The 15,402-nt window shown below is 76.2% G+C and carries 15 protein-coding genes; 3 read left to right on the forward strand and 12 right to left on the reverse strand.

Annotated elements, in window-relative coordinates:
* A partial coding sequence (locus ACI799_RS11145; protein WP_456613087.1) for an HNH endonuclease signature motif containing protein occupies positions 1–699 on the forward strand: 699 nt, incomplete at its 5' end.
* Between the two features lie 26 nt (positions 700–725).
* Here the strand turns inward: ACI799_RS11145 and ACI799_RS11150 are convergent.
* The 6 genes from ACI799_RS11150 to metK all read right to left on the reverse strand — a co-directional run bounded on the left by ACI799_RS11150 (position 726) and on the right by metK (position 7,490).
* Entirely contained in the window at positions 726–1,226 is a 501-nt protein-coding gene (locus tag ACI799_RS11150; protein WP_456613088.1) for a hypothetical protein, read from the reverse strand.
* Positions 1,227–1,251: 25 nt separating this feature from the next.
* Positions 1,252–2,637: an RsmB/NOP family class I SAM-dependent RNA methyltransferase gene (locus tag ACI799_RS11155; RefSeq protein ID WP_456599369.1), complete on the reverse strand. Its 1,386-nt coding sequence runs from the start codon at positions 2,635–2,637 to the stop codon at positions 1,252–1,254.
* Positions 2,634–3,614 carry a methionyl-tRNA formyltransferase gene (gene fmt, locus ACI799_RS11160; protein ID WP_456599368.1) on the reverse strand — a complete coding sequence of 327 codons (981 nt, stop codon included), beginning with the start codon at positions 3,612–3,614 and terminating at the stop codon, positions 2,634–2,636. The genes ACI799_RS11155 and fmt overlap by 4 nt, the downstream gene beginning before the upstream one ends.
* Complete coding sequence (gene def / locus ACI799_RS11165; RefSeq protein WP_456597758.1) at positions 3,563–4,096, reverse strand: peptide deformylase; 534 nt, start codon at positions 4,094–4,096, stop codon at positions 3,563–3,565. Before def ends, fmt begins: the two co-directional genes overlap by 52 nt.
* A 143-nt stretch (positions 4,097–4,239) precedes the next feature.
* Positions 4,240–6,201 (reverse strand): primosomal protein N', encoded by a 1,962-nt coding sequence (locus tag ACI799_RS11170; protein ID WP_456613089.1) that lies wholly within the window; start codon positions 6,199–6,201, stop codon positions 4,240–4,242.
* Between the two features lie 89 nt (positions 6,202–6,290).
* Positions 6,291–7,490: a methionine adenosyltransferase gene (gene metK, locus ACI799_RS11175; RefSeq protein WP_456588676.1), complete on the reverse strand. Its 1,200-nt coding sequence runs from the start codon at positions 7,488–7,490 to the stop codon at positions 6,291–6,293.
* A 410-nt stretch (positions 7,491–7,900) separates the two neighbouring features.
* On the opposite strand from metK, the gene ACI799_RS11180 reads away from it, so the two are divergent.
* A complete protein-coding gene (locus tag ACI799_RS11180; protein ID WP_456599366.1) occupies positions 7,901–8,260 on the forward strand; it encodes a PadR family transcriptional regulator in 360 nt (119 codons plus the stop codon).
* Positions 8,257–9,021: a hypothetical protein gene (locus tag ACI799_RS11185; protein ID WP_456599365.1), complete on the forward strand. Its 765-nt coding sequence runs from the start codon at positions 8,257–8,259 to the stop codon at positions 9,019–9,021. The genes ACI799_RS11180 and ACI799_RS11185 overlap by 4 nt, the downstream gene beginning before the upstream one ends.
* Before the next feature lie 67 nt (positions 9,022–9,088).
* On the opposite strand, the gene coaBC is transcribed toward ACI799_RS11185, so the two are convergent.
* The 6 genes from coaBC to ACI799_RS11215 form a co-directional block, all read right to left on the reverse strand.
* Positions 9,089–10,306: a bifunctional phosphopantothenoylcysteine decarboxylase/phosphopantothenate--cysteine ligase CoaBC gene (gene coaBC / locus ACI799_RS11190; protein WP_456613090.1), complete on the reverse strand. Its 1,218-nt coding sequence runs from the start codon at positions 10,304–10,306 to the stop codon at positions 9,089–9,091.
* A 132-nt stretch (positions 10,307–10,438) separates the two neighbouring features.
* Positions 10,439–10,702: a DNA-directed RNA polymerase subunit omega gene (gene rpoZ / locus ACI799_RS11195; protein ID WP_014376157.1), complete on the reverse strand. Its 264-nt coding sequence runs from the start codon at positions 10,700–10,702 to the stop codon at positions 10,439–10,441.
* 60 nt (positions 10,703–10,762) lie between these two features.
* The gene (gene gmk / locus ACI799_RS11200; RefSeq protein WP_456613091.1) at positions 10,763–11,362 is read right to left on the reverse strand and encodes a guanylate kinase; all 600 of its coding nucleotides are present in this window, start codon (positions 11,360–11,362) and stop codon (positions 10,763–10,765) included.
* 45 nt (positions 11,363–11,407) lie between these two features.
* On the reverse strand, positions 11,408–11,764 hold the full coding sequence (gene mihF / locus ACI799_RS11205) for an integration host factor, actinobacterial type (protein ID WP_456582244.1): 357 nt from the start codon (positions 11,762–11,764) through the stop codon (positions 11,408–11,410).
* 328 nt (positions 11,765–12,092) lie between these two features.
* Positions 12,093–14,177 carry a SpoIIE family protein phosphatase gene (locus ACI799_RS11210; RefSeq protein WP_456599362.1) on the reverse strand — a complete coding sequence of 695 codons (2,085 nt, stop codon included), beginning with the start codon at positions 14,175–14,177 and terminating at the stop codon, positions 12,093–12,095.
* Positions 14,174–15,337: an acyl-CoA dehydrogenase family protein gene (locus ACI799_RS11215; RefSeq protein WP_456588670.1), complete on the reverse strand. Its 1,164-nt coding sequence runs from the start codon at positions 15,335–15,337 to the stop codon at positions 14,174–14,176. The genes ACI799_RS11210 and ACI799_RS11215 overlap by 4 nt, the downstream gene beginning before the upstream one ends.
* Between the last annotated feature and the right edge of the window lie 65 nt (positions 15,338–15,402).

The raw sequence follows: 15,402 nt of genomic DNA on the forward strand, positions 1-15,402 counted from the left end.
CCCTGGCAGCAGCAGCCGGCGGTGACCGCGCACCTGACCGTGGTGGCGCCGCTGCCCGCGCTCACCCCGGCGGGTTTCCTCGCCTCTGGTGCATCACTGCCGGCCGCGTTCACCCGGCCCGGCACGCCCGCGCCGGTGGGGGAGGTGGACGGGGAACCGATCACCGCCGCCCACCTGCGCGAACTACTCGCCGCCCTGGATGCCGCAGGCGTGCAGGCCCCGCCCGCCGGCAGCCTGACCATCGCGCTCACCGACGCCACCGGAAGACTGCGGGCGGTCACCGGCCGCCGCGAGCTGGAGAAGCTGGCCACCCGCGGCTGCCCGCTGCTCGGCCCACCGGGTCCGGTGGACCGCTACCGGCCCTCGGCCGCCCAGCAACGCTTCCTCGCAACGCGGGACCGCACCTGCCGGCACCCCGGCTGCACCGTGCCCGCCGGCTGGGCCGATCTGGACCACGTCATCCCGCACGCCGACCGCGGCGCCACCGCCTGCGAGAACCTGTGCTGCCTGTGCCGCCACCACCACCGGCTCAAGACCTTCGCCCCCGGCTGGACCCACACCCTCAGCGACGACGGCGTCCTCACCGTCATCACCCCCACCGGGGTCACCCGCACCAGCCGACCACCCGGCTACCGCGTCCTCACCGCACCACCTCAACCACCACCGCCACCACCGGCGGAGGACCCACCACCCTTCTGAGGCCCCGCCGCGGGCGCCGGCCGCCGTCAGTCGCGGACAGGGAGCGCGTTCCACTCCGCCCAGGTGAGGTCCCGGCCGACGAGGCGGGCAGGGGCGGGCAGCGGCCACTCCTCGGCCAGCCACCGGGGCACGAACTCGTCCAGCGCGCGCTCGACGTCGCTGCCCACGAGCCGGTCGACGACCCACCACGACACCTCGGCCCCGACGTCGCCGGTCTTGGTGGGCGGGTCGATGTAGACACAGCCGAGCAGCTCGGCCTCGTCCTCGGGGAAGACCCCGTAGAGAAAGCTCTCGTGCGCGGCGATCTCGCGCTCGTGGTGCGCGAGGTCCTCGCGATCGGCCTCGACCGTCATGTGCGCCGGGGGCCAGCCCCACGCCTCGCCGTAGATCGACCACAGCCGCTCCCGCGATCCCATGACCGCCGGGTGGTCGATCTCGGTGTCCGCCGCCCCCATCGGGCGCAGGTGCTCCCCCGTGGGCAGCTCGGCACGCAGGGGGTGGGTGAAGGTCTCCGGCAACCAGGGCACGCGCCGGAACCTAGCGCCACCGGCGTCAGCGCGTCCGGCGGAGCAGCGCCATGAACATGGCGTCCGTGCCGTGCCGGTGCGGCCACAGCTGCGCGTAGTCGCCGCGTGCGATGCCGGGGATCTCGGGGAACAGCGGCGCCACCGGCAGCACCTCGACGTCGTCCCGGGCGGCGGCGGTGTCGACGACGGCCACCGTCTCCTCGGTGTGCGGCGAGCACGTCACGTAGGCCAGCACGCCGCCCGGGCGCACCGACGCCAGCGCGGCGGCGAGCAACTCGGTCTGCAGCTCCACCAGCGACGGGACGTCCTCCGGTGTCCGCCGCCAGCGGACCTCCGGCCGGCGGCGCAGCGCGCCGAGCCCGGTGCAGGGCGCGTCCAGCAGCACCCGGTCGAAGCTCCCCGGCGCCCACGGCGGCTCGCGGCCGTCGGCGGCCACCACCTCGACGTCGTCCTCGCCGGAGAGCGCCTGGCGCACCAGCTCGGCCCGGTGCGGGGCGCGGTCGGCCGCGGTGAGCCGCACGCCCTCCGGCCGGGTGACGGCGAGCAGCCCGGCCTTGCCGCCCGGCCCGGCGCACATGTCCAGCCAGGCGCTCTCCGGCCCCTCGCTCGGTGCCCGGGTGAGCAGCAGCGCGGCCAGCTGGCTGCCCTCGTCCTGCACCGCGGCGCGGCCCGAGCGCACCGACGCCAGGCGGCCGGGGTCTCCCCCGCCCAGCCGTACCGCGTACGGCGACCACGGCCCCGGCTCGCCGCCGGACTCCTCGGCGAGGTCCTCCCGCGCCATGCGCCGGGCGACCAGGTGCACCTCCGGGGCGGCGTCGTCGGCCAGCAGCGCCTGCTCCAGCTCCGCCTCGTCGCCGAGCGCGTCCCGCCAGGCGTCGACGATCCACCGCGGGTGGTCGGTCGTCAGCGCCAGTCGCTCGTCGCCCTCGGGGGCCAGCCTCGCCAACCACGCGGCCCGATCACCGCCCGCGGCGACCTTCCGCAGCACGGCGTTGACCAGCCCGGAGGCGCCCGCGCCCACGATCGCCCGGGTGAGGTCGACGGTGGTGTCCACGGCCGCGTGCGAGGGCACCCGGAGGTCGACCAGCTGGTAGGCGCCCAGCCGGAGCAGGTCCAGCACCCGCGGGTCCAGCTCGCCCAGCGGGCGGGAGACGAGGCCGGAGAGGATCGCATCGAGCGTCCCCTGCGCGCGCAGCGTCCCGTAGGCCAGCTGGGTGGCGAAGCCGGCGTCCCGCGGGTCGAGCTGCCGCTCGCGCAGCAGCTGCGGCAGCAGCAGGTTGGCGAACGCCTTCCGCGAGGAGACGGCGTCCAGGACGTCGTAGGCGGTCAGCCGGGCGCCGTCCAGCACCGGGCGGCGGGTGGCCGGGTGCCGCCGTCGCCCCTGACCGCCGCCGCGCGCCGGGCGGGTCACTCGCCGCCCAGCCGCTCGCCGGGGGCCGGCCGGGCGCCGCGGGCCCAGTCGGCCGCCGGGAACATCCGCTTGCCCGCCGGCTGCACGTCGCCCAGCCGCACCGGGCCGCTCCCGGTACCCACGAGCACCTCCCGGCCCTCGGCATGCACCTCGCCGGGATCCAGTGCGGCTCCGTCGGGCAGCGGCGTGACGGGCCCGAGCCGCAGCCGCTCGCCGCGCCACGTCGTCCAGGCACCGGGCGCCGGCGTCACCCCCCGGATCCGCCGGTCCACCACGTGCGCGGGCAGCGCCCAGTCGACCCGGGCGTCCGCGGTCTCGACCTTCGGGGCCAGGCTGACGCCGTCGGCCGGCTGCGGACGGGCCTCCAGTGCTCCGGCGGCGATGCCGTCGAGGGTCGCCAGGAGCAGCTCCGCGCCGCTGACCGCCAGGCGCTCGAGCAGGTCACCGGCGGTGTCCCGCGGCCTGATCGTCTCGGTGAGGGTGCCGTACACCGGGCCGGTGTCCAGCCCCGCCTCCAGGAGGAACGTCGATGCCCCGGTCACCTCGTCGCCGGCCATGATCGCGTGCTGCACCGGCGCGGCGCCCCGCCACGCGGGGAGCAGCGAGAAGTGCAGGTTGACCCAGCCGTGCCGCGGCACGTCGAGCGCCGCCTGGGGCACGAGGGCGCCGTAGGCGACGACGGGCACACAGTCGACGCCGAGCTCCACGAGCTGCTCGAGGAACTCCGGGTCCCGGGGGGTCCGTGGCTGGAGCACCGGGACGCCGGCGGCATCGGCCCGCTCGGCGACCGGCGAGCGGCTGACCTTGCGGCCTCGCCCCGAGCGGGCGTCCGGGCGGGTGAGGACGGCGACGACCTCGTGGTCGGAGGCGAGCAGCGCCTCCAGGGACGGGACGGCGGGTGCCGGGGTGCCGGCGAACAGGAGCTTCAGTGCGGACTCACCTTCACGACGGGGAGGTAGCTGCCGTAGCCGGCCCACTCGGCGGCCTGGATCTCGGCGAGCGCGGCGGCGCGGTCGACCTCGGACAGCCGGTCGACGAACAGGACGCCGTCGAGGTGGTCGGTCTCGTGCTGGATGGCCCGGGCCAGCAGCTCCGAGCCCTCGACGCGCACCGGGTCGCCGTGCATGTTCCAGCCGGAGGCGACCACGTGCAGGTGCCGGCGGCAGTCGTAGCGCAGGTCGGGGATGGACAGGCAGCCCTCGGGGCCGTCCTGCACCTCCTCGCCCACGGCAGCGACGTCCGGGTTGACCAGGTGACCCACCTCGCCGTCGACGTACCAGGTGAACACGCGCAGCCCGACGCCGATCTGCGGCGCCGCGAGCCCGGCACCCCCGGCCGCCTGCATGGTCTCGGTCAGGTCGGTGACGAGCTGCCGGAGCTCGGCGTCGAAGTCGACGACCGGCGCGGCCGGCCGGTGCAGCACCGGGTCGCCGAACAACCGGATGGGGGTGACGCTCACCCGACGATCGTAGGCGGGAGCCCGGCACGGTCCTCGGCCAGCGCGGCCCGGACGGCGGCGGCCACGTGCAGCGCCGTCGTCGGGAAGGTGGGCACGGCGACGTCGTAGGGCCGCCGGACTACTCCAGGACGGTCCCCAGCACCTCACACCAGGTCGAGCGGGTCCAGGTGGACGCGGACGTGCTCGGGCACCTTCTTCGCGCTGCGGACGCCCTGCACCTCGGCCAGCGCGGAGGCCAGCGCCGCCCCGGAGCTGCGGGGCACCCGCACCAGGTAGCGCTCCCGCTCGCCCTCCTGCCCGGGCCGGGGACGTTCGGGGACGGGCCCCAGCAGGTCGGCGTCCTCGGGCAGCCGCAGCGCCGCGAGGAACTCGGCGAGGGCCGCGGGCGAGGCGGACAGCGATGCCATGCGGGTCACCGGGGGGAAGCCCAGCTCGCGGCGGTCGGCGAGCTCGCGTTCGGCCAGCCACGCCGGGTCCCAGCGCACCAGCGCCTGCACGACCGGATGGGCGGCGTCGGCGGCGACGACGACCTGCCCGCCCGCCGGCGCCGGGCGCACCAGCGCCGCGGCGTTCATCCAGCGGCGCAGCGTCTCCTCCCCCGCCCGCAGATCGGCCCGGCCGAGCAACGCCCACGAGTCCAGCAGCAGCGCGGCGCCGTAGCCGTCCTGGGCCACCGGTTCGGCGCCGGGCGTGGCCACGACCAGCGCCGGACCGGCCGGCACCGTGGCGAGCACGCCCGAGGTGCTGCCGGAGGTGCGCACGGTCGTGCCCGCGAACGCCCGCGCGAGCTCCTCGGCGGTGCGCGACTCCCCCACCACCGCGGCCCGCAGCTTCGTGCCGTGGCAGTGCGGGCAGTCGAAGGTGGCGGCCGGGCGGGCGCACCAGCGGCAGGCCGGGATCCGGGTGCCGTCGGGGCCCGGCCGCGGGGAGATGCCCAGCGGACCGGCGCAGTGGGCGCACCGTGCCGGCGCCCGGCAGCGCGCGCAGGACAGCGACGGGACGTAGCCGCGGCGGGGCACCTGCACCAGCACCGGGGCGCCGGCGGCCAGCGCCCTGCGCGCCGCGTCGTAGGCCAGCGAGGGCAGCCGGGCGGTGCGGGCCGCTGCGTCGCGCGCCAGCTCGAAGTCGTCCCCGAGCGCCTGCACCCGGGGAGCCGCGGCGCGCAGCACCGCGCGGTCGGCGACCAGCTCGTGCGCCCAGCCGGACTCCACCAGCAGCGCGGCCTCGGCGGTGCGCGAGGTCCCCGCGACGACCGCGGCGCAGGAGTCCAGCCAGGCCCGCTGCACCAGCACGTCGCGGGCGTGCGGGTAGGGGGCACGCTCCTCGGAGTGCAGGTCGTCGCCGTCGTCCCACACGACCACCAGACCGAGGTCGCGGACGGGGGCGAACATCGCCGCCCGGGTGCCCAGCACCACCTGGGCGGCGCCGCGGGAGGCCGCGAGGAAGCGGCGGTAGCGCTTCTCCGGCGCGTCGTCGGCCCGCAGCACCGTGAACGAGTGCTCCGGCAGCAGCCGCTCCGCCGCCGCCGTCAGCCGGTCCAGGTCCTTGCCGTCGGGCACGACGACCAGGGCGCCGCGTCGGCCCGACAGCGCGGCGCGGCAGAGCTCGACCATCCGGGTGGGCCAGTCCTCACCGGGCAGCGCCGTCCAGACGGCGCGCGCCGGGCGCCCCTCGGCCAGGGCACCCAGCAGCGCGGGGCCGGCCTGGTACCGGGCGAAGCCGACCGCATCCGGCGGGGCGGGCAGCTCCTCGGGGGTGGGCGAGGGGCGCTTCTCGGCGGCCCCCCGGCGCGGCGGCAGGGCCAGGCGGAGCACGTCGCTCGCGGTGCCCGCGTACCGGTCGGCGACGGCGCGGACCAGGCGGGCGACCTGCGGGGTGAGCACCGGCTCCCCGGAGGGCACGTGCGACAGCGGCTGCAACCTGCCCGCGAACTCGGTGGTGCCCGCCAGCTCCCACACCACGCCGTCGACCAGCCGGCCGTGGAACCGGACCCGTACCCGGCAGCCGGGCCGCACCGTGTCGGCGTACTTCTCCGGGACCGCGTAGTCGAACGGCCGGTCCAGGTGGGCCAGCGGGACGTCGACGACGACCCGGGCGACCTGCACCGGACCAGTGTCCCCGGCCCCACCGACAGGACCGCGCTCCTCCCCCGGCCCCGCGGCGGGCGGGCGGGGCCGGGGGGCGGGCTCGGGCCTCAGGCCCCCACGGCCGAGCGCAGCGCCTCGACGCGGTCCAGCCGCTCCCACGGCAGGTCCAGGTCGGTGCGGCCGAAGTGGCCGTAGGCGGCGGTCGGCCCGTAGATGGGGCGCAGCAGGTCCAGGTCGCGGACGATGGCGCCGGGGCGCAGATCGAACACCGAGGTGATCGCCTTCTCCAGCACCTCGTCGGCGACCGTGCCGGTGCCGTGCGTGTCGACGAACAGGCCGACCGGGTGCGCGGCGCCGATGGCGTAGGCGACCTGCACCTCGCAGCGGCGGGCGAGGCCGGCGGCGACGACGTTCTTCGCCACCCAGCGCATCGCGTAGGCCGCCGAGCGGTCCACCTTCGACGGGTCCTTGCCGGAGAAGGCGCCGCCGCCGTGGCGGGCCATGCCGCCGTAGGTGTCGACGATGATCTTGCGGCCGGTCAGGCCGGCGTCGCCCATCGGGCCGCCGATGACGAACTTGCCGGTCGGGTTCACCAGCAGCCGGTGGCCGGTGGTGGGCAGGCCGAGGGCGGCCAGCTCCGGCTCGACGACGAGCTCCTCGATGTCGGGGGTCAGCAGCGTCTCGATCGAGATGTCCTCGGCGTGCTGCGAGGAGACGACCACGGTGTCGACCGCCACCGGCCGGTCGTCCTCGTAGACGACGGTGACCTGGGTCTTGCCGTCGGGCCGCAGGTAGGGCACCGAGCCGTCCTTGCGCACCGCGGACAGCCGGCGGGAGAGCCGGTGAGCGAGCGCGATCGGCAGCGGCATCAGCTCGGGGGTCTCGTCGGTGGCGTAGCCGAACATCAGGCCCTGGTCACCGGCGCCCTGGCGCTCGATCGCGTCGTCCTCGGAGCTGCCGCCCGTGCGCGACTCGTACCCGGTGTCGACGCCCTGGGCGATGTCCGGCGACTGGGCGCCGATCGACACGCTGACGCCGCACGACGCGCCGTCGAAGCCCTTGCGGGAGGAGTCGTAGCCGATGCGGAGGACCGTCTCGCGGACGATGGCCGGGATGTCGACGTAGCCGGCGGTGGTGACCTCACCGGCGATGTGCACCTGGCCGGTGGTGATGAGGGTCTCGACGGCGACCCTGCTGCGCGGGTCCTGCGCCAGCATCGCGTCCAGGATCGAGTCGCTGATCTGGTCGGCGATCTTGTCCGGGTGGCCCTCGGTCACCGACTCGGACGTGAAGAGACGGCGTGGCATGTCGGTACTCCTGGGTCGCGGGACACGATTCGGCGAGCCGCTCGGTGCCACGACTCGTGGAGGGACGTTACCCGGGCGAGACCGGGCGCCCCTCGGCGCGGGTGGACCCGTGCCAGGGCCTCGGCGCCGGCGCCTCCGCGCCGCAGTGCGCCCGCGTCCGTGCGGGAGCCCGACCCGGTCCGCGCCGGACCCCGCCGAGGAGGCGGCCCCGCCCCGGTCGCGTGAAACCACCGGGGGCGGGGCCTGGGCCCGCCGCTCATGGCGAGTGGGCGGAGGACCTGGACCCGACCGTACGTGCCGACGGCCCCGCCCGTGGACGGGTGGGGTCGGGCACGGGAACGCGCGGTGGCGGGAGAACGCGCCCGGCACGGTGACTAGACAGAGCGTCTGAGTAGAGGCACTATCGAGTCATGACCGGCCCCGCCCAGCCCAGTGAGTGGCTGCGCGGGGTCCTGGAACTGTGCGTGCTGCGCGTCATGGCCGACGGACCGACCTACGGCTACGCCATCGCCAGCGAGCTGGCGGCCGCCGGTTTCGGGGACGTCAAGGGCGGCACGCTGTACCCACTGCTGGCCCGGCTGGAGAAGAACTCGCTGGTCACCGTGGCCTGGCGGACGGGAGACGGGGGGCCGGAACGCAAGTACTTCACGCTCACCGACGCCGGGCGCCGCGAGCTCGAGCACGGCCAGGACCGGTGGCAGAGCTTCTCCGCCCGGGTCACCGACCACCTGTCGGCCGCCGACGCCATCACCCCGAGGAGCAGATCGTGAACGAGACCCCGCGCGTCCAGGAGCCGCACCAGGAGGTCTGGCAGCGTCCCTTCGTCCTCGCTCAGCAGGAGTGGTGCGGCGCGTTCGTGCTCGAGCTGCGGCTGCGCGACGTCCCCGGTCCGGTGATCGGGGAACGCCTGGCGGAGGTGGAGCGGCACTGCGCGGAGAGCGGCGAGACGCCAGCCGAAGCGTTCGGCGATCCGACGTCCTACGCCCGGCAGATCGACACGGAGAGCTCGCCCGAGCGGGTGTCCGGGGTCTGGACGGTCGCGGCGCTGGGCGCGGCGCAGGCCGTCGCCCTGATCGTGGGCACGGCAGCCACGCGGACCTGGGCCGAGGGTGGCGTCCTGACCTGGAACGGCGTCCAGGTCGGCTGCCTCGCCCTGGTCCTGCTCGTGGTGCTGGCCGTCCCCCGACTGGTCCGTCCGCTGATCACCCACACGTGGGTGGTCGGCCCCGCCGTGGTTGCCCTCGTCGTGCTGGCCTCGCTGGGCTCGGCGGTGTCCGGCCGGTTCGTGACGTCGTCGGTCCTGCCCGTGCCGGCGGCCGTGGTGGCCGTCGGGTTGTTCGGCGTGGTCGTGGTCCTGGCCTGGCTCGAGTACCGGGAGCTGGCGACCGACGACCTGGTCACCTCACCGCTGCCCCCCGCTGCGGGCGACGGGGCGCAGCAGGTCCGGCGTCGCTGGAACGCGCTCGTGCCGACAGCGCTGGTCCCGGTCTGCTACCTCGCCCTGGGGGCCGCTCCCTGGTTCGTGGGCTGAGCCTCGTCGCCGGGCCGCGATGGGCCCCCAGGGCGAGCTCCGGGCCGTGCTGGGCCCACCGGACGGGTCAGCGGCCCGTCAGCCGGGCTGCCGCCACGGTCCAGATGCCGGCGGCCACGGCGTCCTTGCTGCCCCGCGGCACCTCGGTCGCGGAACCGTCGGCCGCGAGCACCACGACGGCGTTCTCGGACCGGCCGAAGACCTGGCCGGCCGACACGTCGTTGACCACGAGCAGGTCGCAGCCCTTGCGGGCGAGCTTCGCGCGGGCGTGGGTGAGCACGTCGCCGTCGTCGTCACCGGTCTCGGCGGCGAAGCCGACCACGAGCCGGCCCGGCGCGCGTTCGGCGACCAGCTCGGCCAGGACGTCGGGGTTCCGGACGAGCTCGACGGCGCTCGGCTCGCTGGCCGCGCCCTTCTTCAGCTTGGTGGCGGCGACGCCGGCCGGCCGGAAGTCGGCGACCGCGGCGCTCATGACCACGACGTCGGCGGCGCCCGACTCCGCCAGCACGGCCGTCCGCAGCTCCTCGGCCGTCCCGACCGGGACCACCCGGACGCCGAAGGGCGCGGGCAGCTCCACGTTGGCGGCCACCAGCACGACCTCCGCGCCGCGGGCGGCGGCGACCCGCGCCAGGGCCCAGCCCTGCTTGCCCGACGACCGGTTGCCCAGGTAGCGCACCGGGTCCAGCGGCTCGCGGGTGCCGCCGGCACTGATGACGACCCGGCGGCCGGCGAGGTCCTGCGGCAGCGCGTCGGCGCCCCCGTCGAGCACGACCGCGGCCAGCGCGGCGATGTCGGCGGGCTCGGGCAGCCGGCCGGGGCCGGAGTCCGGTCCGGTGAGCCGGCCGACGGCGGGCGGCAGGACCACCGCTCCGCGGCGGCGCAGCGTGGCCACGTTGTCCTGCGTGGCGGGGTGCAGCCACATCTCGGTGTGCATGGCCGGGACGAACACCACCGGGCAGTGCGCGGTGAGCAGCGTCGCGGTCAGCAGGTCGTCCGCCCGGCCCGCCGCGGCCCGGGCCAGCAGGTCGGCGGTGGCCGGGGCGACGACGACGAGGTCGGCAGTCTGCCCGATCCGCACGTGCGCCACCTCGGGGACGTCGGACCAGACGTCGGTGGTGACCGGGTTGCCCGACAGCGCCTCGAACGTGGCCGCGCCGACGAAGTGCAGCGCGCCGGGGGTGGGGACGACGCGCACGTCGTGCCCGGCCTCGGTGAGGGCGCGCAGCAGCAGCGCGGCCTTGTAGGCGGCGACGCCACCGCTGACACCCAGCACGATCCGGCTCATGCGCTCATCCTCCCCCACGCACGACGACGCCCCCGGCACAGGCCGGGGGCGTCACCAGAAAGGGATGGAACGGCCCCCTCGCAGGGCCCCACCACGAGCGGAGCGAGTGGTGGGGGGCGAGGGGGTCCTTCCTCAGTTCTCGCCGGCGGTGTGCGCCAGGAGCCCCTCGTTGATCTCGCGGAGCGCGATGGACAGCGGCTTCTCCTGGGGCGCGGTGTCGACCAGCGGGCCGACGTACTCCAGCAGGCCCTCGGAGAGCTGGCTGTAGTAGGCGTTGATCTGGCGCGCGCGCTTGGCGGCGAAGATGACCAGGCCGTACTTGCTGCTGGTGCGCTCGAGCAGCTCGTCGATCGGCGGGTTGGTGATGCCCTCGGGGGCGGGTGCGACTCCGGACACGGTCGGACGGGTCTCCTCGATCGTTTTCGTGGGAGCGGGCGGGCCGGCTGACCGGCGGGCTCACTCGTGGGCGCCGCTGCCCGGAACGAGACCGGGTGACGGCGCAGTCAGCAAGCCTACCAACTCGTCCGCGGCGCGGGCCACGTCGTCGTTGACCACCACCACGTCGAACTCCCCGGAGGAGTCCAGCTCGGCCTGCGCGATGGCCAGCCGGCGCTCCTGCACGGCGGCCGGCTCCGACCCGCGACCGGCCAGCCGGCTGACCAGCTCGGCCCACGACGGCGGGGCCAGGAAGACCAGCTGCGCCTCCGGCGCCCGCGCCCGCACCTGCCGGGCACCCTGCAGCTCGATCTCCAGCAACGCCGGCCGCCCGGTGGCCAGCTGGGCCCGGACCGGCGCCACCGGGGTGCCGTAGCGGTTGCCCGCGTACTCGGCCCACTCCAGCAGCCCGTCCTCGGCGATCAGCCGGTCGAACTCCGCGTCGGAGACGAAGTGGTAATGCACACCGTCGACCTCACCCGGCCGGGGACGACGAGTGGTGGCCGACACCGACACCCACACGTCGGGGTGCCGCCGCCGGACCTCGGCTATCACGGTGCCCTTGCCGACCCCGGAGGGTCCGGAGAGCACGGTCAGCCGTGCCGGTGTCGCTGCAGCCACTCGTCGTCCTCGCCCGGGGTCGTCGGCGGTGCCGGCGGCCCCTCCTCAGACGGAGCCGTCAGCGGGAACCTGCTCGGCGTCGACCTTCTCGCCGCCGAACTCGGCCTCCAGCGCCCGCCGCTGGTTGGCGCCCAGCCCCCGCACGCGTCGCGTGGGGGAGATCTCCAGGCGTTCCATGATCTTCGCAGCCCGGGCCTTGCCGACCCCGGGCAGGGATTCCAGGACGGCGGAGACCCGCATCTTGCCGATCACTTCGTCGGTCTCGCCCTGCTTGAGGACGTCGCCGACCGTGGCGCCCTTGCTCTTGAGTCGCTCGCGCAGCTCGGCGCGCGCCTTGCGGGCGGCGGCCGCCTTCTCGAGAGCGGCGGCCCGCTGTTCCGGGGACAGGTCAGGCAGGGGCATGGTGCAACCCAATCGTCTCGTTCGTCGACCGTGCTCCGGCCGGCGGTCGTTCGGTTCGCGGGGACGCACCGCGCCCCCGCTGCGAGCCTCACCGTCGCGTTGGTTCCCGGCAAATCCGCTGGTCACGCACGAACGAGCAGGGCGGTCGCGGAGCCGTACGACCCCGGGTCCGCACGATAGCCGCCCATTGGGTCACTCGGTGTGATCATGCCTGGTCAGCCCCGGTATCCGGACGGTCTGGTTTCGCCGGGGCGGCTCCCGTCGCAGGTGGCGCGCCCGCCCCCGACACGCCGACGACACGACACGCCCGGCAGGGATGCGGCGCTGCTCAGGGGCCCGGCTGGACGGCGACGATGGCCACGTCGTCCTGACCACCGCGGGGCACCATCCGCGCGAGGACGGCATCGCACAGGTCCTCCAGCTCCTCCCCGGCGTGGTGGCCGACGGTCGCGAGCAGCAGCTCCAGCCCGTCGTCGAGCGTGTGCCCGCGGTCCTCGACGAGACCGTCGGTGAACAGCAGGAGTGTCGACCCGGGCGGCAGGGTCGTCTCCTCGGTGCGCCGGTGCGCGGCCGGGTCGACGCCCAGCAGCAGATCGGGTCGCCCGGCGCGGTACGTGAGCAACCGGGCGGTGCCGTCGGGTTCGAGGAGGACCGGTGGGGGGTGCCCGGCGTTGGACCAGCGCAGCCGTGCGCCGCCCCCGCCACCGGCACCCGTCGGCGACAGCTCGGCGAGGATCGCCGTCGCCATCGTCGCGAGCTCCAGCCCCTCGGCGGCCTCGTCGACCGCGGTCAGCACCTGGTCGGGCGCGCCCGCGGTGGTGTAGGCGATGCCGCGCACGAGCGACCGCAGCTGGCCCATGGCCGCCGCTGCCCGCGTGTCGTGTCCCACGACGTCGCCGATGACCACCGTCAGGTCGCCGGTGCGCCGGCGGAAGGCGTCGTACCAGTCGCCACCCACCTGGGCCTCCCGCGCCGCGGCGACGTAGCGCACCGCGACGCGGGCGAAGGGCAGGTCCGGCGGGGCGGTGAGCAGGCTGTTCTGCAGCTCGGTGGCCAGGTGCCGCTGGCCGGCGTAGAGCCGGGCGTTGTCGAGCGCGATGCCCGCCCGCCGGCCGATCTCCCTCGCCAGGGACAGGTCGCGCTCCCCGAAGGGCGCGGCACCGGCCCCGCGGGCCAGCAGCAGCGAGCCCAGGATGCCGGACCGCCCGGGCACCGGCACCGCCAGCGCGCTCGCCGTACCCAGGCGCTCCACGAGACCGCGCAGCTCGACGTCGGGCACTTCCTCGACCAGGGTGCCGGCGTCGACGACCGGCAGCAGGACCGCCTCCCCGGCCGCCGCCCGCCGGCCGAGCCCGCTCCCCGTACCCCGCGCGGCCACGAGCGCCTCGATCCGGCGGGCCACGGGCGCCAGCGCCGGGTCGCGCTGCCGGACGACGTGGGCGGCGAGCCGGTCGTGCTCCTCGCGCACCTGGACGCTCGCCCAGTCCGCCATCGCGGGGACCACCGCCTCGGCCAGCCGGGCGATCGATTCGGAGACGTCCAGGGAGCCGGCGAGCGACTCCGAGACCCGCGCGAGCAGGCTGACCTGACCGGCGAGCCGGTCCCGCTCCCGCTCCGCCTCCCGACGGGCGGTCACGTCGACCGCCAGGAGGAGCGCCACGGGCCGGCCGTCGTCGGTCTGGCTGCGGACCGCGGTCAGCTCCACGTCCACGCGGCCGCCGACGAGGACGTGGGCCGCCGTCGGGGTCGCCTCCGGGAGCTCGCTGCCCGAGGTTGCCCCGGCGAGGACCGGCGCCAGGAAGGCGGCGGCGCCCGGGAGCACGGTGTCCACCGGCCGGCCGGTGGGCGTGCGGACGAGCTCGAACAGGACCTCGGCACGGCGGTTCCAGCCCACCAGCGCCCCGGCGGGGTCCACGACGAGCACCGCGATGGGGGCGTGCTCGAGCACCCCGCCCACCTCCGCCGGGCCGCGCGGGGCGTCCTCGATCGCACCGGCCGCCCGGCGGGCCACTGCGGCCAGCACGGCGCTGTGCCGGCGCCGGTCGACGGCCGCCCGGCGGATGGCGCGCAGGCGCTCGGGCAGGTCCGGCTCGCCGGGCGAAGCGACCAGCAGCTCGAGCGGCACCCCCGGGGCGTACGACGTCTCGCGCCGCAGCGTCGTCGGGGTGGTCGACAGCACGGCCACGGCCGCCCCAGGCGCCAGCCGGTGCGCGCGCTGCACCAGCGCCACCGGAGCGGCGGCCAGCGAGCCGATCACCACCAGGTCGACCGGTTCGGGCGGGTCGACGAGGCGGACCTCCAGCTCCCCGGGGGCGACGTGGTCCATGCCGGGCAGCGCCCGGAGCAGCTCGACGTCGGTGGTGGAGGGCTCGACCAGGACCCAGCGGCCCGCGCCGTCCGGGGGGCCGGTCACTCGCCCAGCAGCGGCAGGCCGAGCGCCGCCCGGCCGGTCCAGGTGCGCAGGATGTCGGTCGTCGGGCTCATCACGTCGGCCGCCCGGGCGTCGCGCAGGTGACGCTCCAGCGGGGACCGGTCCCGGTAGCCGATGCCACCGACCAGGGTCATGGCCTCGTTGGTCACGTCGACGGCGCACCGGGCCACCTCGGCCTTCGCCGACGTCAGGCCCGGCAGCGCCGCGGGTCCGCCGGCGTCGGCCTCCTCGGCCGCCCAGTGGACCAGCCGGCGGGTGCGCTCCACCTGCGCCCAGAGGACGCCGAGCCGGTGCTGCAGCAGCGGCTCGCCCGCCAGCCGGCGGCCGGTGTGCGCGTGCGCCCGGCGGGACAGGTGCGCGGTGGCCTCGTCGAGCGACGCCTGGGCCACGCCGACGTAGGTGCCCGCCATGGCCATCAGGAAGTACGGCGCCACGACCTCGAAGACGTACCAGATCTGGTCGCCCTCGGTGCCGAGCAGGTGCTGGGGGGCCAGCCGGACGTCGTCGAGCCGCATGCCCCGGGAGGAGTTGCCGCGCATCCCGATGCCGGTCCACTCGTGCCCCCAGGCCACGCCCTCGGCGTCCGCCGGCACCAGGACGCAGGAGAACTCGCCCACCGGGGCCCCGGGGTCGGCCGCCACGGTGCTCACGACGTAGGAGTCGGCCCTGCCCCCGTTGGTCACGAACGACTTCTCCCCCGCGACCAGCAGGCCCTCGCCGTCCCGGGTCATCCGGGTCTGCGGCAACCAGAACTGGGCTCCGGTGCCCGGCTCGGACAGGGCCAGGGTGGTGAGGTGCTCACCGGCCACGATCGCGTCGAGGAACTCGCTCCGCTGCCGGTCGGTGTGCTTGGCCGACAGCACGGCGGTGGCCACGCAGTGCATGCCGAAGCACAGCGCCGTCGACGCGCACACCCGGCCCAGCGCCTCGCAGACCGCCTCCACCCCGCGCAGGCCCAGCCCGGAGCCGCCCACCGACCGGGGCGCGGCCAGCCCACCCAGCCCGGCGGCCTGCAGCGCGCGCACCGCTTCGGCCGGCCAGACCCCGGAGTCGGTCCGCTCCACCAGGGGCAGCGCGACGGTCCGCGCCACCTCCTCCGCGCGGGCGACGGCGTCCGCCACGCTGGTCGGGGTCGTGGTCACGATCGCCGAGGATAGGCGGACCGCTGCGCGGTCGAGGCGGCCGGGAGCAGGGCGTTCACCCGACG

Source organism: Blastococcus sp. SYSU DS0753, assembly GCF_054051175.1.

Excerpts from the sequence above, each read along its gene's own strand:
- mihF (WP_456582244.1), bottom strand. The coding sequence starts at position 11,764 with ATGCCCCTGCCTGACCTGTCCCCGGAACAGCGGGCCGCCGCTCTCGAG.
- metK (WP_456588676.1), bottom strand. The coding sequence starts at position 7,490 with ATGCCACGCCGTCTCTTCACGTCCGAGTCGGTGACCGAGGGCCACCCG.
- coaBC (WP_456613090.1), bottom strand. The coding sequence starts at position 10,306 with ATGAGCCGGATCGTGCTGGGTGTCAGCGGTGGCGTCGCCGCCTACAAG.
- ACI799_RS11180 (WP_456599366.1), top strand. The coding sequence starts at position 7,901 with ATGACCGGCCCCGCCCAGCCCAGTGAGTGGCTGCGCGGGGTCCTGGAA.